We start from the raw sequence: 25829 nt of genomic DNA on the forward strand, positions 1-25829 counted from the left end.
AAATGGCGCGAAGCACGCGGTTGACAAAACCATAGAGACACGTCCCAAATTAGCTGTCTTGCCCCATCGGGCGGGAGCAGGTAAGATATATCGAGCGCCTAGCGCGTTCGATGGGTTCGGATGACGACATGTTCCGAATCTGGTCAGGTCCGGAAGGAAGCAGCCATAAGGAGCCTCTGTCGGGCATCCGAATCCATCGAGTGCGCAGGCGCTTTTTCGTGCCGCGGCTACCCGCGAGTGCCGGCAGGGTCACATTTATCTGATAATTGAATCCCTGGCGTTATGTCGCTCGCTGGCGTTGCCAAAACATCGGCTGCTACGTGCCTTGGGCGCTAGCGGCCGTTGCCCTTACATCTGTAACGAGTTGCTTACGCATCTTCAGGGTTCGCCGTACTATCATGAATCAGATTGAAGAGAGATGATGATAGGGAGCGCCTTTTTATGATTGAGCTGCTCAGGCGTTTTGGTGGTAAGTTTCGCCGATATATGGTGATCGGCCCTGCGTGCAAGTTGATCGAAGTGATCTTTGACCTGCTGACGCCGCTGGTGATTGCCCAGATGATCGATAAGGGCATTGGCTCGCACGACGTTAATGCCGTTATCCACTACGGCATGGTACTTGGCGCCATGGCTGTGATCGGCATCTCGTTTACGCTCGTCTGCCAAAAGATGGCGGCGCTCACCTCGCAGGGCATGGGTACCGATATCCGTGGTGCGCTCTACCAGCACATCAACAAGCTGAGCTATGCTGAGCTCGATCGCTTTGGCACGCCGTCGCTCATCACGCGCATTACCAACGACGTCAACCAGGTGCAGCTTGCCGTGGCGCTGGGCGTGCGCATGCTCATCCGCTGGCCTTTCCTGGCGGTGGGCTCCATGGTCGCGGCCCTTGCCATCGACCTTAAGCTTGGCGTGATTTTCTTGATTTGCACGCCCGCCATTGGCCTGGTGTTTTGGTTTGTCATGGCGCGCTGCATTCCGTACTACAGGCAGCTGCAGGCAAAGCTCGACCGCATCGCGCTTATTTGCCGCGAGGGGCTTTCGGGCGCCCGCGTGGTTCGTGCGTTTGTGCGCGAAGACCACGAGCGCGAGCGCTTTGCCCAGGCCGCCGACGACCAGGCCAATACCGCCATCGTGGTGGGCAAGCTTTCGTCGATTCTCAACCCCGTCACCTTTTTGGTGATGAACCTGGGCGTGTGCGCCATCCTGTGGGTGGGCGGCATCCAGGTCAACGTGGGCGAGCTCACGCAGGGTCAGGTCATGGCGTTTGTGAACTACATGACGCAGACCCTCACCTCCATCGTGTATGTCGCCAACCTGGTCGTGGTCTTTACCAAGGCGAGCGCCAGCGCGTCGCGCATCAACGAGGTGCTCAATTGCGAGCCGAGCATCACCGACGGGGACAACCAGCCGGTCGCGCTGCCCAAGCCGGGCAATGTCGCTCCAGTTCCTGCGCTGAGCTTGAGCCATGCGAGCTTCTCTTTTGGCGCGGGCGCGGCAAATGCCATCAACGGTGTGACGCTGGAACTCCCGCTGGGCAAGACGCTCGGCATTATCGGCGGTACGGGTAGCGGCAAGTCCACGCTCGTCTCGCTTATCCCGCGCCTGTACGATGCGGGCACCGGCAGCGTGAGCGTGATGGGCGCCGACGTGCGCGCCTGGCCGCTCGACCAGCTGCGCCATGTGGTCGCAACCGTTCCGCAGCGTGCGTCGCTGGTGAGTGGCACCATCCGCAGTAACCTGACCTGGCGCGACGAGGCGGCGACCGACGATGAGCTCTGGGCGGCGCTCGATATGGCGCAGGCCAGCGAGTTTGTGCGCAACAAGCCGCAGGGGCTCGACGCCCCGGTCGAGGCGGGCGGCAAGAACTTTAGCGGTGGTCAGCGCCAGCGCCTGACCATCGCGCGTGCCCTGGTGGGCTCGCCCCAGATTCTGATCATGGACGACTCCGCCTCGGCGCTCGACTTTAAGACCGACACGGCGCTTCGCCATGCCATCCGCGAGCGCAGCGTGCGCGGTGCCGCCGAGGGCGGGCTGCCGCTGACAACCGTCATCGTGAGCCAGCGCGTATCGACCGTGCACGACGCCGACATGATCTGCGTACTCGACCACGGCTCGGTCGCGGGCCTGGGCACGCATGACGAGTTGTATGCAAGCTGCCAACTCTATCGTGAGATTTGCCAGTCGCAGCTGCGCCGCGAGGAGCTCGAGGGCCAGCAGGGGAGCACGACGCCCACGCCCACCCCAAGACCCGCGTCCGCTCCGACCGTCCCCGCATCTGTCTGCGCAAAGGAGGGCTGCTAAATGAATCCGTACACTTCCTCCGGTTCGGTCGCCACGATGGCGGCAAACGTGTCCGGTAACGATAACCTCAACGACCTGGGTGACGGCCCACGCCAGCCCGGCGATCCCGAGCGCTATCCCGTGGGCGCGGTGACCCGCCGCCTGATGGGTTATGTTCGCCCGCACCGCGTCTCGTTTGCGGCGTCGTTTGTGAGTGCCGCCATCTCCGTTATCTTGCAGCTCTACACACCTATTCTCATTGGCGAGGGCATCGACCTGATTGTTGCCGCGAGCCAGGTGGATTTCGATGCACTGCTGCCGCTCGTCACCAAACTCGCGCTCGTTGTGGTGGGAGCCGCGGCCTTCCAGTGGTTGCAGGGCTATTGCGTCAACCGCCTGTCCTACGAGACGGTGCGCGACATGCGGGTGGAGGCAAGCGACAAGCTCAGCCGTATGCCGCTCAGCTTTATCGACAGCCACGCCCACGGCGACCTTATGAGCCGCGTGGTCAACGACGTCGATCAGGTGGGCGACGGTCTGCTGCAGGGCTTCACGCAGCTCTTCACCGGTGTTATTACCATCGTGGGCACGCTCGCGTTTATGCTCTCCATCAACCTGACCATGACGCTCGTGGTGGTGCTCGTCACGCCGCTTTCCATTTTTGCAGCCGGTGCTATTGCCAAGCTCTCCAACAAAAGCTTTACGGCACAGCAGCGTATTCAAGGGCAGCTCGGTGGTCATATCGAGGAGTACGTAGGCGAGCAAAAGCTTGTCGACGCCTTTGCCTATGGTCCCAACGCCCAGCAGCGCTTCGATGCCCTCAACGCTGAGCTCTACACCGCGGGCGAGCGTGCGCAGTTTATGGGTTCGCTCTCCAACCCCGGCACGCGCTTTATCAATAACATCATCTATGCCGTGGTCGCTGTGATCGGCTGCGTGGGCGTGATCACGGGCGTGCCCGCGGCGCTTACGGTGGGCGGCGTGCAGATTTTCCTGTCCTATGCCAACCAGTACACCAAGCCGTTCAACGAGGTCACCAACGTCATTACGCAGATCCAGACCGCGTACGCCTCGGCGCGCCGCATGTTTGCGCTGCTCGATGCGCGCGAGCAGGAGCCCGATGCGACGGATGCCGCGGAGCTTGCCGCCCCGAAGGGCGAGGTCGCCTTTGAACATGTGGACTTTAGCTACGTTCACGACCGCAAGCTGCTGCAGGACATTTGCATCGAGGCCAAGCCCGGCATGCGCTTTGCCCTCGTTGGTCCCACGGGCTGCGGCAAGACGACGCTCATCAATTTGCTGCTGCGCTTTTACGATATCGATGCCGGTCGCATTGCGGTCGATGGCCGGTCTTCGCGTGACTACACGCGCGCAAGCCTGCGCCGCGCCTTTGGCATGGTGCTGCAGGACACCTGGCTGTTCGAGGGCACGGTGGCCGAAAACATTGCCTACGGTTGCCCGGATGCCACGCGCGAGCAGGTTATCGAGGCTGCCAAGCGCGCGCATGCGCACAAGTTTATCGTGCAGCTGCCAGGCGGCTACGATACGGTAATCGGCGAGGACGGCGGCACGTTTAGCCAGGGTCAAAAACAACTGCTGTGCATCGCGCGCGTCATGCTCACCGACCCGGCGATCTTGCTGCTGGACGAGGCGACCTCGAGCATCGATACCCGCACCGAGCTGCAGGTTCAGGCGGCATTCGACGAGCTCATGGCAGGTCGCACAAGCTTTGTCGTGGCGCACCGCCTGAGCACCATCCGCAACGCCGACTGCATTCTGGTGATGCGCGACGGCGAGATTATCGAGCGCGGCACGCACGACGAGCTGCTAGCGGCAGGCGGCTTCTATGCCGAGCTCTACCGCAGCCAATTCGCCCAGTAGGGAATACCGATTAGCGGCAGATGGTTTACATCTGCGCCGTTAGTACTAAGATATGCTTCTAACAAATTGCATTAATGGCTCGAGTTTCGGGGGAAACGAGGCAACGTGACTATGACATGCTCTATGGTGGTCAACAGCAAGAGCGGTAATACCAGGATGGTTACGGGGGCGATCAAGCGCGCTCTGCAGGCTGCGGGCGTTGAGTTTGTCCACGCCGCGGCGTTGAGCGACGATGCGGACGCAGATCAGGTTGCGCTCGAGGCGCAGGGCGCCTGCGCGGCCGACACGGTGCTCGTCGGTTTTTGGTGCGACAAGGGCGCGTGCACGCCTTCGGTCGCGGCGTTGCTCTCCGCCTTGCACGGTAAGCGCGTCTTCCTGTTTGGCACCTGCGGCTTTGGTGCCGACCAGAGCTATTATCAGCAGATTATCGATCGCGTGACCTCCAATTTGGCCAATGATGCCGAGCTTGTAGGCTGGGCGATGTGCCAGGGCAAGATGGGTCCCGCGGTTAAGCAGCGCTACGAGGCAATGCTCGAGCAAGATCCCGAAAACGCCCGATTTAAGATGCTGCTCGACAACTGGGTTGCCGCGAAGGACCATCCCACCAAGGAAGATATGGATAACATGGCTGCAGCCGCAAAAAAGGCCGTTTTGGGCGAATAACTTCGCCGCTTGCGGTGCCGCGCGTTCAATCGTACAAACGTGAAAGCCTCGAGATTCTCGGGGCTTTTTTCATGACACGAGGGCGCCCCTTTATTGATGGAAGGCCTAATAAGCTGATTGTTCTATGCCCGGATGTGTGCGGAGTGGGATGGGATTTCCGGATGGGTGGGGTTGCGGAAGCTGCGTCCCGGAATTTGCCTTTGGAATGGGATGCGGTTTCCCGGTGAAGGGCTCTGTGGAAACTACATCCCAGCATTCGGTCGAGAAATGGGATGTAGTTTCCGGTTGAGGGTCTTGGCGGAAAGTGCGACCCGGAATTTGTGATCGAAGCGGGATACGGCTTCCCAACGGGGCCACAAGCGGAAGCCGCATCCCACTCCGGACGGGAATTCTGGGACACGGTTTTCAGAGGGTTATGGGCTGCGAACTACATGAGGTTGTCATAAAAACTCTAGTAAAAGGGGTCGGAAATAAATGGCGCTTCCAGCAGTTTGTTTTAATGTGGGGTGGGGGTACCATTATTTTAGTTTCGCAAAAAAATGATCCCTCTATGGGGAAGTTGCGTAGGGGGTTAGTCACAGATATTGGATAAAACAGACTAATTTGGTGATAAATGACCACTTACGCCAAAATAGGTAGCATTTAGCGACAAAACATTGAAAAATGTGTAGCACATCGCTATGTTTTTATTACGAAAAGATTCCAAATTGGCTTATTTCGGACTCACTTTTCAAGCGCCTTGCGGTTCCTGTTGAAACTTGCTGACCTTTGGATGGGTCGAATAGGTCCTCAAGGGGGATGAATTATCACTTTGGCTGCGCGTAGACTCAAACGATTTATTGCACTTTTGAGTAGCTTGGCGTTCGCGCTTGTCATAGCCCTTGCCGTTGTTTCTTTTGTGCCTCGCGCATTTGGATACATGCCCTTTGCTGTGCTTTCGGGCTCTATGGAACCCGATCTTCCCGTTGGCTCCATGGTGTTTGTCCGCCAGGTTGAGCCAACGGATATTACCGTGGGCGACAATGCAACCTTTTACCGATCGGACGGCGCCGTGGTGACGCACCAGGTGTACGAGATCGACCCTGCCGCGCAGACGATCGGCACGCAGGGAATCGCAAACAAAAATGCAGATGGAACCATCATGCACGATGCCGAGCAGACGCCTTTTTCACGCGTGATCGGCACTGTCTCTTTTTGTGTCCCTTACCTGGGCTTCGTTAACGCATATTGCACGACGATGCCCGGTTTGCTTGTTGTGGTGGCCGTTCTGGCGCTGCTGGTCGCGGCGTCGATAGTGCTCGATCGGGTGGTTCCCGACGAGCCTGCGGGCAAGCATGCCCGCGCGCATGCGAGGGAGCGGCGTTCATAGCGGCAGGGGAGAGGTGTCGGCAACGGCAAGGGCCGTTGCCGGGGAAGTCGATTTTCGAAAGGAAGAGAACGATGGAAAACAAGAAGAAAAAGCGCTACGGCATCATTGCCGCCCTGCTGCTGTTGGTGATGGCCGCCGGTGTGGGTACCTATGCATGGCTGACGGCGCAGGAGCACATTGACAACGTGTTCACGGTGGGTAGCTTTGGCCACCCGGAAAACAAGCCTGATCCGACCGATCCCGAGAAACCGGACCCCGATAATCCGAACACTGAAAAGGCCTACCTGTTCGAGACCCAGTGGGTTGCCAACTCCAAGATGGTTCCTGGCGCCACTGTGGCCAAGAACCCCAATGTCGGCATCAAGGCTGGCTCTGATGATGCATACGTATTCATTTACGTAAAGAATGCCATCGTCAAGCCTGGCACCAGCCTTGAAAAGACCCCGTACTTTACGCTCAAAAATACGAATTGGAAGCCCGTTGAGGGTCAAGTCAAGACCAACCAATCTGACAACTCTGGCAACCAGTACGTGAGCGGTCTGTTTATGTACTCCAAGAACTCTGCCGCAGAGAACCTGCCTGCAAAGCTCGAAGCCAACAAAGCAGAGCAGGACGTTTATACCGATGAGCTTTTCACTGCCGTGACGATTCCCTCTGCCATGAACAACACCGATGTTGTCGAGACTACTACTGACCCGAAACAGGCTCCCACGATGACGGTCTCTGCCTACATCTTTGGCGCGGGCCAGAATGGCACCGAGCAGGGTGAAAATGCTGACGCGCAGAATGCCCTTAAGCAGGCCAAGGAATGGGCTAAGACTCAGGCTCAGGCTTAATCCCCCCACTGAGATCCCGGCCCGCCCCCACCCCTATATTCGGGCTGGGATCTCGGTCCCCCTTTTTATCGACGATTGGCGAACGTAATGCTCAACAATCTTTCCGACAATCAGAAACGCACCTTGGCGCTTGCCGCGATTGCGCTGTTGGCCCTGGCGTGCATGTGTGGCACGCTGGCTTTTACCGTTGATATGGTTCCGGCGAACAACGTCCTATCGTTTGGCAGCGTGAAGGTACGAGTCTGCGAATACACCCTCAACGAGCGGGGCGAGGAGATTCCGTTTGAGGCCAACGAGCGCGGGGACTATCCCGACACCAAGGCCGGGGGCTCTGACATCAGCCGCATTGTACGCGTGGAGAACGCCGGCGCGCAGCCTGAGTACGTTCGCGCTCGTCTACGCATGACGTCAGTGGCACCCGACGGTTCGAGTGCGGATGCCTCGGGCAGCGTTGCGTTTCATGTGAACGCGGACGAGGGGTCCCCGTGGATCGACGGCGGCGATGGGTGGTACTACTACCGTGGATTGGCCGGGCGTGGCGGCATGCTCGACCCCGGCGCCATGACGGAAAGCCTTATGGACTCGCTGCGATTTGTGGGCGACTACCACGATGCCGCGCGCGGCGGCTCATTCAAGCTCGATATCGATGTTCAGGCCGTGCAGGCCAAAAACCAGCAGACAAGCGATACCGCCCTCGACGTACTTGACGTTGTGGGTTGGCCGGAGGCGAACTAGCCTATGAAGATCAAGAATATGAACCGGGGTATGCTTAGCAGGCTGGTTGCCGTCGCAGCGATTGCCCTTTGCTGCGTTATGGCGCTGCCAACGGTGGTGCATGCCGAGGATGTGCCCGAGGCCAAAATCGAATTCCACATCAAAAACGAGGCTGACTTTTTGTCGTGTGTGGCGCTGTCGCGCGAGCGCGATACGTCCGGCTGGCACGTTTATCTCGATAACGACATTGAGCTCGACAGCGACGACATGAAAACCATCGTTGCAGACACCGTTAAGCATCTGTCGTTTGGCAACAAGGAGCATCCGTTTAAGGGCGTGTTCGATGGTCAAAACCACGCCGTTGAGGGCCTGAACTACGATAAAGACGCTTTTGACCCCGAGCGCGATACGGGATTTTTTGCCGAGACCAACGGCGCCACCATCAAAAACTTCCTGGTCAAGGACGCCAACGTGTGGGCGGACTTCCGCGGTGGCATTATCGTGGGCAAGGCCGTCAAAACGCGTTTCGAAAACGTTATGGTCATGGAGAGCACGCTGCACGTGACCTGCGCCAACAATGCTCTCAACCTCATTACCAACGCAGGCTTTGAGGGCGGTCTCATCGCCGGCGAGCTCGACGGCTGTACCCTCTATAACTGCGAGGTACGTGGTGGCCGCGCCGTTAACAACACGACCTCGGGCGTGCAGGCGCTCGGCGGTGAGGGTCTGTATATGGCGGCGTTTGCCGGCTACGTTACAAATTCGACGATTGAGTACTGCCGCGTTACGCCTACGCGCAAAGATGATGGCTCGATTGGCATGACCGACGTCACCAATAAGTACGACGTGGCCATTGGCGCCCTGGGCGGCAACAACGTGTACGCCTCGGGTTTTGTGGGCTGCATGGCGGGCGAGGCCAAGATTATCGACTGCTTCTCGACGGCGCAGTGCTACAGCTATGCCGCGTCATATGTGGGCGTCGTCGCCGTGACGCGTGCGTGGACGGGTGGCTTGGCGGGTCGTATTCTAACCGAAAAGGGCAACGAGCTCGTTCGAAGCCATTTTGCGGGTGACTTGAGCTCGCGTCAGTACAATCCCATCGCCGTGATCCCCATCATTCAAAACGATGTGAACCTGGGCGGTATTGCCGCGCGTGCCAACAAGGATGATGCCACGGTCACCGAGTGCTACTTTAAGCCGAGCGTGAGCCTAAAAGGCAGCAGCCAGGGTACCGCGGCTAAGAAAAAGATCCCCTCTTTTGGCGGCGACGGTACCACCAAGGGCGACAGCTATGGTCCATGGGACGACGAGCGCTACACCACGCGCGAGCTGTGGGAAGAGCACGACTACGACTTCTGTGCCGGCACCATGCGCTCGACTGCTAACGACGGGACCCTGGATGGCCCGCACCCCAATGAGTGGGCGATGGATTACAAGCTGAATATTCCTGTGCATGGCCAGAGCGTTAAGGCGACGATCGATTTTCCCGGTGCGGGTACCGCGACAATTACGGCAACCAAACTCGGTATTGATCAAGCGACCTCGGATCCGTACGCCTTTGCCGTGAGCGCCGTGCTGGCGGGAACGGCCCAGGGCTTGGCCCAGGGCGATACATCGGTGACGTTTAGGCAGGATACCTCCGCAAAGCCCAAGGGCTTGACCGATGCCAACGGCGGTTATCGCTTCATGGGCTGGTTCCGCGAGTCCGGAGTCAATGTGAACCGTATCGATGCCGATAACGCCTGGTTTAACGGCAAGACCGATGCCGATGCCGTTAAGGCTGGCAAGCAGGTCCAGAAGAACGAAGCGCACGAGATAACGTCGACCTATACCGCCGATAACGCGAAGGGGGCCGAGGCCTTTAAGGGCAACGACCTGTTTATTGCTTCGTACGAGGCGCAGGTACTGTTCTATAACGTCAAGGGCGAGACGCTCGCGTGGCAGAGCGGCGAGGAGCACGACAAGTCGACGGACTGGTACCGCTATGGCGTCGGTTTAACGCCGGCTGCCCCTGCGGACCGCGGCACTCTTTCCGCCAGCGCCACCTTTATCGGTTGGACGACGCAGCCGAGTGGCGAGGCCGGGATGCATGGCGGTTACGCGGCCATCACCTCGCCTAAGCTTGCCGAGCTAAAAAACGCCGGTGCGTTCTATCCTGCCGGCACCGAGATCACTGTGCTTGGTCCTACCGATTTTTATCCGGTGTACACCGACTATGTGTCGAACATCATGACGGTGTTTGAGGGCAATGAGCAGGATGCAACCGACGATCAGACTCGGCGCGACGGTGTGGGCAAAACTGACGTTAAGGTTGAGACTGCCGAGGATGGCACAAGCGCGTATACCGTACGGGTGCTCGACGTATCCGGTAAAGCTATATCCGAGGAGGGCCAGCTGCCCGACGGCTATCGTTTCCTGGGTTGGTATGAAAACAAGGGAACCGAGGATGCCCCGCTCGAGGTGCGCGTAAGCCGCGACCCCAGCTATACGCTCCCCGCCGATGTCGATTTAACCGCGCCGCATACCTACATCGCCCGCTTTGAGTACCGAGTGGATTATTACGTTCGGGCTTATACCAACCATGAGTTTACGGACAGCAAGCTACTTTGTTCCGTTTGGAATCGCTATCAAACGCCCTTTGAGGAAAACGTCGGTAGTACCTTCGTGCGTGAAAACGTCGTCCACTGGGGCCCGGAGCATGTTGACCACGGTATAAAGGATAGTTATGAAACGTGTGGCACGCGCTTCACGAAGGAAACCCTTGTCGTGAGTCCCCTTAACGCGTACTCGCACAACGTTAAAAACGATACGGGAGCCGATACTCTAAAAAACCTCTATGCCGATACCGATTTTCCAGGCGCTGCAACGCTAAGCGATACTTGGACTTCGGCTTCGCTGAACGTAACGGTCAAACCGGTGAATGATCGCTATCGCCTGAATTTCTGGACGCTTGAGCGCGATGGTGAATATTGGACATATGTGAAAAATCCCATCGAGAGCATGGTGCGTACAGATAAGAAGTACTACGTTCGCGCGATGATTACCACGGACGTTAATTTCTACAACAAGGGCGATAATGTCGTGAGGACTGCCACGCGGCGCTATGAGAGTAACTTGCTGCAGACCAAGGTGAACGGGGCGGATCCGACGTTCACGTATTACTACCCGCATGTTAATAAGTCGGTTAAAGTGGCCGAAAAGCCAGAAGATGGTGAGAAGGGATCGTATGAGAGCCCCCTGACCCTCGAAGCTTCCCCGACCGATGCCGACATGGCCGTGCCGGGCTATAAGTTCCTGGGCTGGATTTCGACCGCCGAGGTTCAGAAGGATTCTGACGTCTGGAAGTATATCTACGACGTCGCCGGCGACTCCTATGTGACGAGTGATCCGGATAAGGCAGAGCCGTATCTGGCGACCGACGAGTCCAAGGTCACCCAGTGGCAGGATGCCTATCCCGTCTACGCAAAGTACGACGTCAGCTACACCACCAACCTGCATCGCGCAGGTTTTGAGGGTACGGACAAGGTCAATGTGCCTAGCTACAACATCGCTCCCGTTATCAACGCGGACACCAATCCTGCTACGGCAACGGTGACCCCTGACGTTACGACGCCGGTTTATAAAGCAGGCGGTGAGCTGTATAAGTTGCAGAAGGTTGAGATCGAGCTTCCGAACGGCGAGATCAAGACGCTTCCCTACGATGTGGAGCATGGTACTTGCTCTTATCCGGTGGAACCTGGCGGAGCCTATACATTCGTGGCGTACTATTCGCCGTTGGCGGTTGTGTACCATCTCAATGCCAGGGATGTGGACGGTAAGGTAGCCCAGCAGGGCGATTCTCTCGGCAGCCTTAAGGACGGCATCCCGCTGCCAACGTATAACGTCGGCGATATCGATGCTGCAACAAACGCATACAATGCCTTCGTGGGCTGGACGGAAACTAAGCCGGTAGCTGGCAACGGTTATGTCGTTTGGTCGGACGACGTTTCCATGGTGAATAAAAGCACCGTGGTCAAGGCCCCCATGGAGTTGTATCCGGTCTACCGCGCCAGCGCGGTGCGTGTTCAATCGAATATCGATGCCAATCTGGATGACCCCGGTTCTGTGCGTTATCTTTCGCGGACCGACTCTGGTGATCAAATTTCGCTGGAGGTAAAAGCTGCAACTGAGGTTGTCGGCAAGGATGGCACCAAGTACGACTTTGTCTGCTGGTCGCGTGACTATGAATCCGATAACAAGTACACCCTGATGACCGGTGACGACAAGTATCCCCTCGAGGGCAATGAGCCCTTTAAGAGCGCGATGTACACTGCGGTGTACAAGATTGCGCCGCATAAGGTGCGCTATCACGGTGTCGACGGGTCGGTTCTCTTTACGGCGACGGTCGACTCGGGCGACGAGCGTGCGCAGGACGGCAAGTCCGGCTTCGTCTATACGGTTGATGTTCCCAAAATGGATGAGAACGGCCGCCCCGTCTATGACAACAGCGGGAATCCCATGATGGAGCAAAAGTCCGTGGCATACGACCCGGACGCCCATTCCAAGATCGTCGCGCTGCTCGATGAGCGTGCGGCCGCCAATGGCGATATGCGTGAGCTCTTCTTGGAGTGGCGATATGTGGGCGCCGATGGTGATACGAAGCCTTGGGATGTGTTTAAGGACGAGCCAATTAAGGGCGACATGGACCTGTATCCCGTTACATATCGCGTGGTTGCCAAAGATACGTCTGATCCCGCGAAGTCCGAAACCATGACCGCCCAGCTTAAGTGGCTGCTCGATCCCGCCGCCGCCAACACCGTCGATGACAGTGCCGACAAGGCGCCGTTTAAGGTCTGCTTTGCCAAGCCGTTTATGGGAACGCGGCTGACCGTTACGGTAATGCGGGCAAGCTACGGGCCTGGTACAGAGGGTGTTTCTGTGGCGGAAGAGCCCGTAAACGGCAAGTTTGTCTCGCTCTACAGCCTTGGTTCGGGTGACGGCTCGTTCGACCTGGCCAACCGTCTGGAGTCCAAGAAGACGGGCGAGGGCGATCAGGGCCCCGGCAAAGCCGTGTTCAACTTTGCCCAGACTCATGCGCTGACGATCGTTAAAAAGACGACCGATGCCAGCGCTATGGGGCAAACGTTCCGCTTTAAGGTAACGCGAAAGATGTCGCAGGATTCTCCTGCCGAGACGCGCATGGTCGAGGTGAAAGTTAGCGAGCAGCGCGACGAAAACGGTGAAACTTGCTATGTCGGCAGCGTGCAGTTCGCCGCTCCGGCTGGCATCTATACCGTCGAGGAAGATACGGCTTGGGCATGGCGCTACCAGGGTGAGCTGAGCACGCCGGGCAAGGCGCCCGGTAAAACTGCCGAGCTGACGATTTCGTCTGCATCGAGCGCGAACGATGCCACGTTCACCTGCACGAACACGCGTGTGAACGACAAATGGATCGACGGCAGCGATCGTGCCCATAACGTTTGGAGCAACGGCAACGTAGCAAAGAAGGAGGATTAGCATGTCCAAGCGCAAGCGCATCATCGCCTTGCTGGTGGGGGTTATCCTCCTGGCCGGTACGGCAGGCACGTTGGCCTGGCTTTCGGTTACGGGCGTGCTGGTCAACCAGTTCGGCATCGGATCGGTGACGCCATCGGTTCAGGAAACGCTCAACGGCAAAGTGAAAAGCGATGTCAAGGCGAAGAACACGGGTACTGCGCCCGCCTATATTCGTGCTGCAGTGGATATCTACTGGCAGGACCAGGATGGCGCACGCCTGTGGGATGAGCCAGTTGCCGGCACCGACTACGTCATTGACTGGGGCAGTGTGTCCAAGGCATCTGCTTCCAACACCGCCTCGTCTTGGGTTGTCGCGTCCGACGGGTACTACTACTGGACGTCTCCCGTTGCTCCGATGGGCAAAACCGATGTGCTCATCAAGAGCGTGACTGAGCAGAAGGCAGATGGGAAGAACCTGGTCGTTGACATTTCGACCCAAGCAATTCAATCCACGCCCGACGATGCAGTTGCAGAGGCATGGGGCTGTACAGTCAAGGATGGCGTGCTGGTGCCGCCGCATGGAGGTGCGTAGGTATGGCTTCTCCGATTCGTAAAGACGTTGTGTGTTCCTTGCGCTGCGTGATGGCGGCAATCGTCTGCCTTATCGCGCTTGCCGTTCCTGCACGTGCGTTTGCTGACGTTCCCACGATTGCCTATGACGGAAATGCACGCCAGCTAACGGTATCGGGAGCGACGGACTCCTCGGGGGAGCCCGATCTGTTTCCAGCCTTTAAAGATCTAATGCCCGGCGATGTACGCGAGCAACAGATTGGGGTTCGTACCACGGGTGTAAAGTCCCAGGTACGTGTGTTTGTGCGGGCTGTTGTCGATCACGAGACGGCACATCTGCTATCGCCCATCACCTTAACGGCGACTGTGGGCGATGCCTCTGCAGGTTGGCTCCAGACAGGAACACCGGGCAGCGTGTTCGCCTATCCCACGCAAATCGCCACGTTTACGAGCGATGACAGCACGGTGCTTAATCTGCAGCTAAGCGTTCCGACGTCGGTGGGCAACGAGCTTGCCGACGCAAACAAGACCATTCGCTGGGAGATTACCGCCGAGGACGATGGCGAGAAGATTCCCGTGCAGTCTGCTGACAGCAAGAAGCCCGGCTTGCTTGGTCTGGCGGCAACGGGCGACAACACGCTCACGTTGCTTTTAGTTTTGCTAACTCTTGCCAGCATCGCTTTTATAGCCGCGCTACTTTTGTCCCGGAGGGATAAGTACTAGGTCCATCTTCTAAACGCAACGCCCTCCCGGGCGGCTGGCACGAAGTTCCCTGCTCTACAGTCCTGCGCAAGACGAAGGCCACATTAAGTGGCCTTCTTTGCGTGCGGAACTCGCGATGAACTTCGAGCCCGCCGCTCGGGAGGGTGTCTCTTTATTGATAGAAGGCCTAATAAGCTGATGATTTTATGCCTGGATGTATTCGGAGTGGGACGGGCTTTCCGGATGGGCGGTGTTTCGGAAAGTGTGTCCCAGAATCGGCGCTCAGAGTGGTCCCCACTTTCCGGTTGATGTCTTGTCCGGAAACTATGTCCCGGAATTAAGGCTTGGAATGGGATGCACTTTCCGGTTGAGAGCCTTAGCGGAAAGTGCGACCCGGAATTTACTCTTGAAGTGGGATGCGCTTTCCCAACAGGCCCTCAAGCGGAAACTGCGTCCCATTCCGAAGGCAGATTCCGGGACACACTTTCCGAATACAAAGAAGGCCACTTAATGTGGCCTTCGTCTTGCGCAGGACTGTCCGAGCAGGGAACCTTATATGCCTCCGCCCGGACAGACGTTTCAGTTATGAACTCGCAGCTAGCCGCTATTTGATCTTGGTCGTACCCGGTGCCAAGTTAGGGTCGGTTTCGTTGGCCTCGGTCTGGAAGTGCTCGGTGTAGACGTTCTTGCCGTCGCGGAACATTTCGTAATACTGCATCTTGGCGTAATCCTCGCGCGCCTTGGTGGCAGCAGCGGCGACGGCGTCATCACCGGTGACGTTGGAGGAGAGCGCCCAGCGCAGGCTGGCGTCCTCGTAGCCGACGGAGTTGATGGCGGGCAGCGACTCGCGCAATGTCATATGCGCCTTCTGGTAGTCGGTCAGCGGTGCGCCGATCAGCTGCATCAGCTGGGTGGACAGATAGTTGGTGGACAGGTCGTCGACCTCACTCGTCTGGTCGCAACCGGCAACGTCGTAGTTAGCCCAGATGATGTAGTCGGTCTGCCACAAGCGTTCCTGGTGGGTGGCGTCGTCCTCGCCGGTAAACCACTTATCGTTGAACTTGGACGGGAAGAACGGCTGATGGTCGCCCCAGAACACCACGACCACCTTACGGTCGAGCTTGCTCAGGGCGTTGAGGAAGTAGCGCAGCGCCTGATCGGACTGCTCGATGCACGAGACATACTCGTCGACATCGGACAGCGTGCCATCCTCGACGGTCTTGGCATCCAGGTCGGTCGTGTCGATGTTCAGGTGCATCTGCTTGTCGACCGGCAGCAGGCCCGTGTCGTAGCCCGAGTGGTTCTGCATGGTCACGTCGAAGATGAACTGCGGGTCGGCGTTCTGGTCGAGCAGCTCAAGAATCTTGTCGTATGTCGCCTGGTCGGTCACCATGCCGCGCAGGGTGTCGGCACCCTGGAAGTCGTTGATGGACAGGAACTGGTCAAAGCCAAAGTCCTTGTAGACGTTCTCGCGGTTCCAGTTGGTCGCGTGGTTGGGGTGCATGGCCGTGGTGGAATATCCGAGCGACTTGAACTGCTCTGCCAGGTTCCCGGTCGTTTCCATGTTGTAGATGGTGTAGGGGTACACGCCCGAGCCCAGGTTGGCCATGGAGTTGCCGGTCATAAACTCAAACTCGGTATTGGCGGTACCGCCGCCGTAGGCGCTCACGTAGAGCTTGCCACGGCTGAGGCAGTTGGACAGGCTCTTAAAGTACTGCGGGCCCTCGTAGCCGGCGCGCATGTTCTGGTAGATTGACAGATCCGAGAAGGTCTCGTTCATGATGGCGATGACCGTGGGCTTCTCGCTGTCGAACTGCTCCTTTGCGGCGGCGCGCTCGTCGCTCTTGGCCGCGTCGGACTTGTCGTAGGCCTTGGCGTACTTTTTGAGCGTGGCCTTGGCATCGTCGACGGAGTAGTCGGCGGGTTTGGGCGGCTTGATGGACTGCGCTGCGCTAATGAAAGCGGGCAGGTAGCCCTCGCGCCAGTAGCTCTCGAGCGGGCGCCAGGTGTAGACGGTGATGCCGAGGGTGTTGTAGTAGTCGATGAGCGTGACATGCGCGGTTACGCCGCCCAGGCACAGCACTGCCACGAGCAGGTTGGTGAGCAGCATGCGCTTGGCGTTGGCGGCACCCTTCTGACGGTGCGGTGCCACCAGGCCGGCGTACTCGCACAGCAGCATGGCGATGGCGGTAAAGCCCATGGACAGCACGCAGAACAGCGAGATCGAGAAGGTGTAGCCGTTGCCGGCGACCGCGGCGGCGGTGGAGATGGCCGAAAGGTCGCCCGGCTGGATGGGCATGGATTTAAACGTGATGACGAAAAACTCGGCAATGCCCAGGACAAAGAGGGCGAAGGCCAGGACCGCGGGAGCTGCGCCGTGGCGCTGGAATAGGAAGAACAAGCCGACCATGAGCACGGTGATAATGGCCCATTCGAGCAGAATGCACAGGGGGTAGATCCAGGTAAAGTCGTGGTTGGACGAGACCTCCATGCCCAGCAGCGCAAAGACGCCGGCGAGCAGTAGGCACAAGACGGCGGCGACGAGCGGTTTGCCCACAAAGGCGCCGCGCAGGCGGGCGAGCTTGCCGGTGAGGGCGGGGGCATCGGGCGCGGCAAACGCAAAGACGCGCGGGGCGATACGGTCGCGGGCGATGCTGGCCCAAGCGCAGCCGGTGAGGATGGCGTTGGTCAGGATGAGCATCACAAAGGCGAGCGGCTCGTTTTGGGCGACGAGGCCAATGGCGCCCCAGACGGTCAAAAAGAGCTGGAACAGGCCGAAGGCGACGCTCCATCCAAGAGCGCTTTTGGCAACGGTGCCCGACTGAGCGCGAATGGCCTTGGCCTCGCGCAAGACAAGGTAGACGGTCGCCGCAAGACCGACGAGCGAGATGGCGGCAGCGAACATGCTGAGACTCCTCACAAACTAAAACCTACGAAAGCGGGGGTTTACCCGATTGTTACCAAGATATGCGCTGCATTTGGTGACTGCGCACAACAACCAGCCATAATAACGCGCGTGCGTGGCGGTGTTGCGCAATGTAGCGGCGACCTGCGCGATAATGGACGGGAATTACACGGAAACGTAAAGGCTTCTTAAAGAAATGGCGAGGGTAGGGCGATGAGCGAGCAGGTTTGCAAGGCGGACATGGGCAGCGACGGAGCTGCGGTCGTGGATACATACGGCTATCCGGTCGAGACTACGGGCAACGCGGTGCTGGACATCTTGGAGCATCGCTCGTCTACGCGTGCCTTCGCGCGTGATGACGATGACCGTCCCGTGGCGGTGACCGACGAACAGCGGGCGGCGATTCTGCATGCGGCGAGCCGTGCGCCGTCGGCAGGCGCCATGATGATGTATTCCATCGTGAGCATTCGTGAGCAGGCCACATTGGACCGCCTGGCCGACCTGTGCGATCATCAGCCCATGATCGCCAAGGCGCCCTGGGCACTCATATTTGTAGTCGACTATGCCAAGTGGATCGATCTGTTTGAGCATGTGGGTTGCTTTGAGCCCGAGTTTGTCGAGCGCACGGGCAAGTCGCCCCGTCGTGCGCCGGGCCTGGGCGACTTTGCCATCGCGGCACAGGATGCCATGATCGCCGCTCAAAACGCCGTGGTTGCCGCCGAGGCCCTGGGGCTGGGGAGCTGCTATATCGGCGATGTCGTCGAGAACGCCGAGGAAGTCGCCGCGCTGCTGGACTTGCCTCCCTATACCATGCCGCTGTCGATGCTCATCATCGGCACGCCCCGCAAGGAGCGCCCGGCGATCGCGCATCCCGTGGTGAACCTGGTGCATGAGGAGCGTTATTGTCGCGCCGACGCCGCGACCTTGGATGCGCAGGTGGCCGAGATGGACGCGATGTTTCGCCCGCACGCCCGCGAGGTGGGCGAGCGCGTCGTCGATATCTACACCCGTAAGCACACGAGTCCCTTTATGGCCGAGATGAGCCGCTCCATGGAGTGGTGGTTCAAGAACTGGCTCGGAAAATGACGAATGTGACAAAGGGACTGTCCCTTTGTCACATTCCATATCGCCGCGGTGGCCTAAAGGCCGCATAAATGTTTATTTAGCTGGGAAAACAGTACCATTCAAACATGGGCTGATTACCTATAATCCCGTCGAACGTTAAAATTGGGAGGAAACTGGCTTATGGAACAAAAGGCAAAGGAAGTAGCCTCGCACGCTGCGATTCCTGTGAGCATCTCGGCGATGCTCGTCACGCTGGGCGTGGTGTACGGCGATATCGGCACCAGCCCCATGTATGTAACCAAGGCGCTCGTTGCCGGCAACGGCGGCATCGGAAGCGTCACGCAGGAGTTCGTGCTCGGCGCGCTCTCCCTTGTCGTGTGGACGGTCACGCTGCTGACGACCGTCAAGTACGTGCTGATCTCGCTGCGCGCCGACAACCACGGCGAGGGCGGCATCTTTGCCCTGTACAGCCTGGTCAAGCGCTGCGGCAAGTGGCTTATCATCCCCGCCATGCTGGGCGGCGCGGCACTGCTCGCCGACGGTATCCTGACGCCGGCCGTTACCGTGACCACGGCCATCGAGGGCCTGCGCACCATTCCGGCGGTCCACGCCGTGCTCGGTGACGACCAGGGCCGCGTTGTCGCCATCACGCTCGCCATCATCATCGCGCTCTTCTTGGTGCAGCGCATCGGCACGGCCAAGATTGGCCACGCCTTTGGCCCCATCATGACGCTGTGGTTTTTGTTCCTGGGCGGTACGGGTCTGTTCTTTGTCTTCCAGTATCCCGCGGTGCTTTTGTGCCTCAACCCGCTGCGTGGCATCGGCTTTTTGCTGAGCCCCAACAACCATGCGGGCATCATGATCTTGGGCAGCTGCTTCCTGGCCACCACCGGTGCCGAGGCGCTCTATTCCGACATGGGCCATGTGGGCCGCGGCAACATCTACGCCACCTGGCCGTTTGTTAAGTGCTGCCTGCTGCTGTCCTACATGGGCCAGGGCGCGTGGCTTATCAACAACGCCGGCAACCCGGAGCTCATGGGCATCGCCGACCTCAACCCCTTCTACCAGATGCTCACCCCGGGCCTGCGTCCCTTTGCCGTCGGCCTTTCCACCGTCGCGGCCATCATCGCTTCGCAGGCGCTCATCACCGGCGCATTCTCGCTGGTGTCCGAGGCCAGCCGCCTGGACCTCATGCCGCATATGCAGGTCTTCTATCCTGCCGAGACCAAGGGCCAGCTCTACATCCCCATGGTCAACAACGTCATGCTTGTCGGCTGCGTCATCGTGGTGCTGCTGTTCCAGAACTCGGCGCATATGGAAGCCGCCTACGGCCTTGCCATTACGCTGACTATGATGTGCACCACGCTGCTGCTCTTCTTCTACCTGCATGAGGAGCGCAAGCTCAAGGTTGCTCCGTGGATCTTCGCGGCCTTCTTCCTTTTGCTCGAAGGCTTCTTCTTCGTGAGCTCACTCACCAAGTTCTTCCACGGTGGCTATTTCACCATCCTCATGGCCGCGCTCATCATGGGCATCATGGTGTGCTGGTACAACGGTACGGCTGTTGAGCAGCGCCAGTTTACGCTGCTGCCGCTGCGCAGCTACCTGCCGCAGCTCAAGCGCCTGCGCGACGACGATCGCTACGAGCTTATGAGTGACAACATCGTGTACCTGACCAAGGACACCAATACCGACTACATCGACCGCGATATCGTCTACTCGATCTTGGACAAGCACCCCAAGCGCGCTCGCGCCTGGTGGTTCGTGAATGTCGAGACCATGGAGGAGCCGCATACCTTTGCCTACTCGGTCGAGACGTTCGGCACCGACTACGTGTTCCGCGTGCATCTGTATCTGGGCTACAAGATCAACCAGCGCGTCAATGCCTATCTGCGTCAGGTTGTTCAGGATCTGGCTGCCAGCGGCGAGCTGCCGGCACAGACGCATGACTACTCGGTCTACAAGGATCCGGGCAACATCGGCACGTTTAAGTTCGTCATGATCCGCAAGCTGCTGGCGCCCGAAAGCGACGTGGAGCCCAGCGAGCGTACGGCCATCACGCTCAAGTACATCATCCGCCGCGCTGCCGGCACTCCCGCGCGCTGGTACGGCCTGGAGAACTCCAACGTGAGCTTTGAGTACGTGCCGCTGTTCACCAAGTTTAAGGCCGTGAGCAAGATGCAGCGCCTGGCTCCCGACGAGCGCCCGTAGTCGACGTCTGCTGTTTGTCTAGCGACTGCGGGCTGCAAAGGCTATACACTTGAAACCACCACAAGGAGGCCACCACCACAAAGGTGCCTGTCCCCTTTGTGGTGGTTTTTGTTTTTGAGAGAGGGGCGGTGCGCTGATGGACGTCCATACGGACGGCGATATTGCCGAGAACTTTTGGTGGCGGCGCACGACGCTGACGCGTCGCAGCCCTCTGTATGACGCCTGCGTATCAGCGGGGCTGCTGGTCGCGGCGACGATTGTGGGCGCGCTGCTCGACCGTCCGGGTCTCGCGCCGAGCATCATGATCGTCTATGTGTTTGCCGTGCAGCTGTGCGCATTCTTTACCTGGAGCCGCCTGTATTGCCTGCTGAGCTCGGCTGCCGCCGTGGCGCTCTACAACTATTTGTTTGTCGACCCGCGCTACTCGCTGTCGCTCATCGACCGCGTCTATCCCGGCATGTTCTTTATCATGTTTGTGGTCTCGCTCGTGTCGAGCTCGATTGCGCTGGCCCTGCGCCGCGCCTTGGCGCAGGCTGCCGCCAGCGACCGTCGCACGCAGATGGTGCTCGAGACCAACCGCATGCTGCAGCGGTGCGGCGATCAGCAACAGATTGTGCATGCTATGGCAACGCAACTGGCGCGTCTTTCGGACTGTCCGGTCGTGTGGTATAGCGCCGATGTCGACGACGATGACCTGCTGCCGCGCACGATGTACACGGCCGTGGGCGATGCCGCGCCGGTGCACGAGCTGGCGCCGCAGATGCCGCCACGGCTCTCGGCATCCGCCTATGTGGGAACGCCGCTCGATGCCACCTATGGCGGCTCGGCGTTCTTTGGCATATACCTGACCGTGCACTCGGGCGACACCATGGTGCGCGCGGGTGATCCCGCCTCGGTGGTGGGGGTGCTCGCCATTGTCGCCGAGCCCGATGCGCTGACGTCCGAGGAGCGGACGCTTGCCGATGCCATCGTGAGCGAAGGCGAGCTGGCTCTCGATCGCGCCCGCGCCATGGAGGCCCGCGAGGAGGCGGCGGTGCTCGCTAAAAACGAGCAGCTGCGTGCCAACTTGCTGCGCTCCATCTCGCACGATCTGCGCACGCCGCTTACCAGTATCTCGGGCAATGCCGACGTGTTGCTCGACCAGGGCTCGACTGGCACGGCCGTGCTCGACGACCAGACGCGCCGCGGCCTGCTCCTATCCATTCGCTCGGACGCGCAATGGCTCAACGCCACCGTCGAGAACCTGCTCGCCATTACCAAGCTCGAGGGCGGCGGCATGCATCTGTCGACCACGCTCGAGCTCATGGACGATATCGTCGAGGAGGCGCTGCGCCACGTAAACCCGGCCGTACGTGAGCACGACCTTAAGGTAGTGGCGTGCGATGAGCCGGCGCTCGTCAACGTCGACGCGCGCCTGATGGTGCAGCTGGTGGTCAATCTGGTGAACAACGCCATTACCTATACGCCCGCAGGCTCGCATATCGTGATCTCGATTGGCGTCCATGATGGATGCGTGGCGTGCTCGGTTGCCGATGACGGCCCGGGCATTGCGCCCGAGGACCGCGAGCGAATCTTTGAGTCGTTCTATATCGCCAACCATGGCCTAGCCGATAGCTGCCGCAGTGTGGGTCTGGGGCTTTCGCTCTGCCGCTCCATTGCGCTGGCGCATGGCGGTAGCATAGGGGTTGCCGCGGCGGACCCGCACGGCTCTGTCTTTACGATTGAGCTTCCTGCCGCCGATGTTTCGTTTGATAAGGAGTAACACTGTGCCGAACTCTGCTGTGAAACCGCTTATCTTGGTCGTTGAGGACGATCCCGCCGTCCGCAACCTTATCGTTGCCGCGCTCGAGGCGCACGGTTTGCGCCATATGGCTGTGGAGACCGCCCACGCCGCCATCGCCGCCGCTTCGTCGCAGGCGCCGAGCATTGTGCTGCTCGATCTGGGCCTGCCCGATATGGACGGCGTCAAGGTGGTGGAGTCGGTGCGCGCGTGGTCGGGCATGCCGATCATCGTGGTCTCGGCACGCAGCGAGGACGCGGACAAGATCCGAGCGCTCGATGCCGGCGCCGATGACTACCTGACTAAGCCGTTTTCGGTCGAGGAGCTGCTCGCGCGCATTCGCACCACGCTCAGGCGCCTTTCGTATGCGCAGGCGGGCGGTGTTGTCTCCGAGGGCTCGTTCGATACCGGCGAGTTGCATATCGATTTTGATGCCGGCATCGCCACGATGGATGGCGAGGAACTGCATCTGACGCCGATCGAGTACAAGCTCTTGTGCCTGCTGGCACACAACGCCGACAAGGTGCTGACGCACCAATTTATCCTGCACGAGATCTGGGGCACGGCGACCAAGAGCGACCTGGCGAGCCTGCGCGTCTTTATGGGTACGCTGCGCAAAAAGATCGAGTCCGATCCCGCGCACCCGCACTATATCCAAACGCACGTGGGCATCGGCTACCGCCTGGTCATCCAAGGCTAGATCGCCAACCATCATCCCAATATGAGTTGCGGTGAAATAGTTCCTGTTTGGGCCTTTACCAGGCATTTTTAGGGACTATTCCACCGCAACTTTGTTTATTTGCCCTTGGGCTTGCTGGCGTAGAACTTCTTCTTTTTGGGCTTGCCTGAGCAGGCGGGCTTGTCGTCGCCGTGCGGTCCTCGGACGCCGGCCTGCGCGTGCGCGGGCGATGCTGCGCGAGGCTTGCGGGCTCCGGGGTTGCGCAGTTCCTCGACGCGCTCAGCAATTTCCTCGGCGCTAAAGCCGACCTCGGCCATGGCGTCCTCGATGGGCAGGCGGCGCACGATGTAGCAGTGGTGCACCTTCTGGTTGCGCGCGAAATCCTCGGGGATGGTCTGCTCCGTAATGTCCTCCAGCACCACGCCTGCGCGCGCGAGCTTGCGCGTCTCGGGGCGGAAACCGCGCAGGTTGCAGCTAAAGATGGCATGGCCGCCCTGCGCGAGCAGGCGCGATACGCCGGCCAAAAGCTCAACATGGTCGCGCTGAACATCCCAGGTGCGACGGCCCATCTTGGACGAGTTCGAGAACGTGGGCGGGTCGACAAAGATCAGGTCCCAGCGGTTGCGCGTCTGGCGCTGGTCGCGAATCCAGGCGAGCACGTCGTCGCGCACAAAATGATGCTGAGGCCCCACAAAGCCGTTCTGGCGCATGTTGCGCTCGGCCCAGTCCAGATAGGTGTTGGAGAGGTCGACCGTCACGGTCTCCTCGACGCCGCTGTCTGCCGCATAGCAGGTGGCAGTGCCGGTGTAGGCAAACAGGTTGAGGAAGCGGCGCGCCTGCTTGGCGTGCTCGCGCACCAGATTGCGCGTGACGCGGTGGTCCAAGAAGATGCCCACGTCCAGGTAGTCGTCAAAGTTGACGGCAAAGGTGAGGCCGCCTTCCTCGATGAGCGGTAGGCGACGGCGCGCAATGTTGGCGCGCTCGCCCGAGCCGCCCTTGCCGGCGCCCTGCTTACCGTACTGCGAGCCGCCGCGCGAACGCATGCGGGCCTTGGCGTGCACGTGCTCGGCGGGAACATCTAGGATGCGCGGCGCGATGGCCAGAATGTCGAGCATGCGGGCCTGGGCCAGTGCGGGGTCGATGGTCTTGGGCGCGGCGTATTCGGCGATGACGAGCCAGCGGCCCGGCGTCTGCGGGCAACCCTCGTACAGATCGATGGCGGCGGAGTAGTCGGGCAGGTCGGCATCGTAGACGCGGTAGCAGCTCACGCCCTCGCGCTTGGCCCACTTGCGGCGCAGGCGAGCGTTCTTGCGCAGGCGGTTGGCGAACTGCTCGGATTCGGGGATGAGCACGGGCAGCGGCTTGCCGTCGCCCAGGTCGAGCGTGGCGGCAGGTTCGGGCATGGGGGTGCTGGCGGCTTCGTCGCTGATGACGTCGTTGGCATCCGCAACCTCGGCCTCGGCATCCGCGCTGGTCGCAGCCTCAAACGCTGCGGCGGCGTGGTCGAGCGAGGGCCAAACCTCGATAGTCGCCTCTTCGTTGTTGGGCATGACGGCAATGGAGCGCGCGGGCTCGGCATGGAGCGCGCGGGCCAGCAGGCCGTCGCGGGTGAGCGCGGCGACCGGTGCCGAAGCAAGCTCGGGCGCGCGGCGCAGCTCGCCGACCAGCGTCATGGCGTCATGCATAAGCGACAGCGGTGTCTCGGTCGTATCCGCGACGAGGGCGGCGCCGGCGACAGCGCCCGCATGGTCCAGCACGGTGGCGGGCTTGGCGGCGCAAAAATCGACAAAGCGCTTGTAACCGGCGCACTTGGCCATGCGCTCGGCGGTCTTGCGGGCGGCAGGGTCAATGTCCACGGCGACGATGCGTGCCTGGCGCTCGCGCGCTGCCGCCTCGCGCTCTCGTGCCTCGGCAAGCAACTGCTCCCATAGGGCGGCATCGTGCAGCTGCCAGCCCTCAAAGCCCCAGCGCTCGCGTGCGGCGCCCGGGGCGCGGTCGGTCAGGATGTTCACGGCCTCCAGCAGCAGGCCGCCGCCGGCGCACGAGGCGTCGATCAGCGTAGGTAGGGCCTCGTTTTCGTAGTCGTCGGCCGTCAGCTCGCGCTCGCACAGCGCGGTCCAGCCGACCTGCGCCAACACCAGGGCGGCGTAGTCGGGGCGTAGCACGTGCGCGCCCTCGCCGGCGCGAGTCGCGGCGGGCGGCAGGCGCTTGAACAGCGGGTCGCCCGAAAGGTCCAGGCTTATGCTCGCACGGCGCTGGCGTAGCGAAAGCAGCAGGTGGACATCGGGGTCGGCAGCATCGACATCGGCGCGACGGCCTGTGGTCTCGGCCAGGCGATCGCACAATGCGTCCTTGGCGCGCAGGGCAGAGAAGCGCGTGTTGCGCAGCTGCTCGGTCACACCACGGGCAGTGATGGCAATGGTGGCGCCGCAGCGGACGATGTTTTCCCAGGCAATGTCGTAAACGGCATCGTACAGTTCATCGGCATTCTGCGCCTCAAAGCGCCTGAGCACCACGAACACGCGGCTCGCCAGGCGCGACCACAGACAGGCGCGGTAACCTTCTTCGAGCTCGCCCTCAAATGTAGCGCGGCCCTTCAGCCGGCGAACATGCGAAAGTCCGAGGCGTTTAAGCTCATCGGCGAGTGCGGACTCAAAGCCCTCGGGGCAGCTTGCGTAAAATTCCATGGGTGACCTCTC

General features: G+C 60.0%; 15 protein-coding genes and 1 other RNA gene. 14 read left to right on the top strand and 2 right to left on the bottom strand.

The genetic code is table 11. The features are described from left to right. Window positions 1-107: 107 nt before the first annotated feature. The 10 genes from ffs to DW037_RS08100 all read left to right on the top strand — a co-directional run bounded on the left by ffs (window position 108) and on the right by DW037_RS08100 (window position 14514). Window positions 108-203: signal recognition particle sRNA small type (gene ffs / locus DW037_RS08055), an RNA gene on the top strand. 238 nt (window positions 204-441) lie between these two features. Continuing rightward, the gene (locus tag DW037_RS08060; RefSeq protein ID WP_117629833.1) at window positions 442-2304 is read left to right on the top strand and encodes an ABC transporter ATP-binding protein; all 1863 of its coding nucleotides are present in this window, start codon (window positions 442-444) and stop codon (window positions 2302-2304) included. Next, complete coding sequence (locus DW037_RS08065; RefSeq protein WP_117629832.1) at window positions 2305-4164, top strand: ABC transporter ATP-binding protein; 1860 nt, start codon at window positions 2305-2307, stop codon at window positions 4162-4164. Window positions 4165-4275: 111 nt separating this feature from the next. Continuing rightward, complete coding sequence (gene bilS / locus DW037_RS08070) at window positions 4276-4827, top strand: flavodoxin family protein BilS (protein WP_117629831.1); 552 nt, start codon at window positions 4276-4278, stop codon at window positions 4825-4827. A gap of 847 nt (window positions 4828-5674) precedes the next feature. Then, on the top strand, window positions 5675-6196 hold the full coding sequence (locus tag DW037_RS08075; protein WP_158571976.1) for a signal peptidase I: 522 nt from the start codon (window positions 5675-5677) through the stop codon (window positions 6194-6196). A gap of 71 nt (window positions 6197-6267) precedes the next feature. After that, window positions 6268-7032, top strand: coding sequence for a SipW-dependent-type signal peptide-containing protein (locus DW037_RS08080; protein WP_117629829.1), 765 nt, complete (start codon window positions 6268-6270; stop codon window positions 7030-7032). Between the two features lie 87 nt (window positions 7033-7119). Then, window positions 7120-7767: a hypothetical protein gene (locus DW037_RS08085; protein WP_117629828.1), complete on the top strand. Its 648-nt coding sequence runs from the start codon at window positions 7120-7122 to the stop codon at window positions 7765-7767. A gap of 3 nt (window positions 7768-7770) precedes the next feature. Then, window positions 7771-13242 (top strand): hypothetical protein, encoded by a 5472-nt coding sequence (locus DW037_RS08090; RefSeq protein WP_117629827.1) that lies wholly within the window; start codon window positions 7771-7773, stop codon window positions 13240-13242. 1 nt (window position 13243) lies between these two features. After that, on the top strand, window positions 13244-13813 hold the full coding sequence (locus DW037_RS08095) for a hypothetical protein (RefSeq protein ID WP_117582958.1): 570 nt from the start codon (window positions 13244-13246) through the stop codon (window positions 13811-13813). A gap of 2 nt (window positions 13814-13815) precedes the next feature. After that, on the top strand, window positions 13816-14514 hold the full coding sequence (locus DW037_RS08100; protein ID WP_117582959.1) for a hypothetical protein: 699 nt from the start codon (window positions 13816-13818) through the stop codon (window positions 14512-14514). Between the two features lie 583 nt (window positions 14515-15097). Here the strand turns inward: DW037_RS08100 and DW037_RS08105 are convergent. Further along, window positions 15098-17398, bottom strand: a complete 2301-nt coding sequence (locus tag DW037_RS08105; RefSeq protein WP_117629825.1) for an LTA synthase family protein — start codon at window positions 17396-17398, stop codon at window positions 15098-15100. A gap of 213 nt (window positions 17399-17611) precedes the next feature. On the opposite strand from DW037_RS08105, the gene DW037_RS08110 reads away from it, so the two are divergent. The 4 genes from DW037_RS08110 to DW037_RS08125 all read left to right on the top strand — a co-directional run bounded on the left by DW037_RS08110 (window position 17612) and on the right by DW037_RS08125 (window position 23151). Beyond that, window positions 17612-18484: a nitroreductase family protein gene (locus DW037_RS08110; RefSeq protein WP_117629824.1), complete on the top strand. Its 873-nt coding sequence runs from the start codon at window positions 17612-17614 to the stop codon at window positions 18482-18484. Between the two features lie 159 nt (window positions 18485-18643). Continuing rightward, on the top strand, window positions 18644-20671 hold the full coding sequence (locus DW037_RS08115; protein ID WP_117629823.1) for a KUP/HAK/KT family potassium transporter: 2028 nt from the start codon (window positions 18644-18646) through the stop codon (window positions 20669-20671). Between the two features lie 136 nt (window positions 20672-20807). Beyond that, window positions 20808-22433, top strand: a complete 1626-nt coding sequence (locus DW037_RS08120; protein WP_117629822.1) for an ATP-binding protein — start codon at window positions 20808-20810, stop codon at window positions 22431-22433. A 4-nt stretch (window positions 22434-22437) separates the two neighbouring features. Beyond that, a complete protein-coding gene (locus DW037_RS08125) occupies window positions 22438-23151 on the top strand; it encodes a response regulator (RefSeq protein ID WP_233505700.1) in 714 nt (237 codons plus the stop codon). Between the two features lie 95 nt (window positions 23152-23246). Here DW037_RS08125 and rlmKL read toward each other — a convergent pair whose 3' ends face one another. Next, the gene (gene rlmKL / locus DW037_RS08130) at window positions 23247-25817 is read right to left on the bottom strand and encodes a bifunctional 23S rRNA (guanine(2069)-N(7))-methyltransferase RlmK/23S rRNA (guanine(2445)-N(2))-methyltransferase RlmL (protein WP_117629820.1); all 2571 of its coding nucleotides are present in this window, start codon (window positions 25815-25817) and stop codon (window positions 23247-23249) included. Window positions 25818-25829 lie beyond the last annotated feature (12 nt).

This window comes from Collinsella sp. AF39-11AT, assembly GCF_003474585.1.
GTDB lineage: Bacteria > Actinomycetota > Coriobacteriia > Coriobacteriales > Coriobacteriaceae > Collinsella.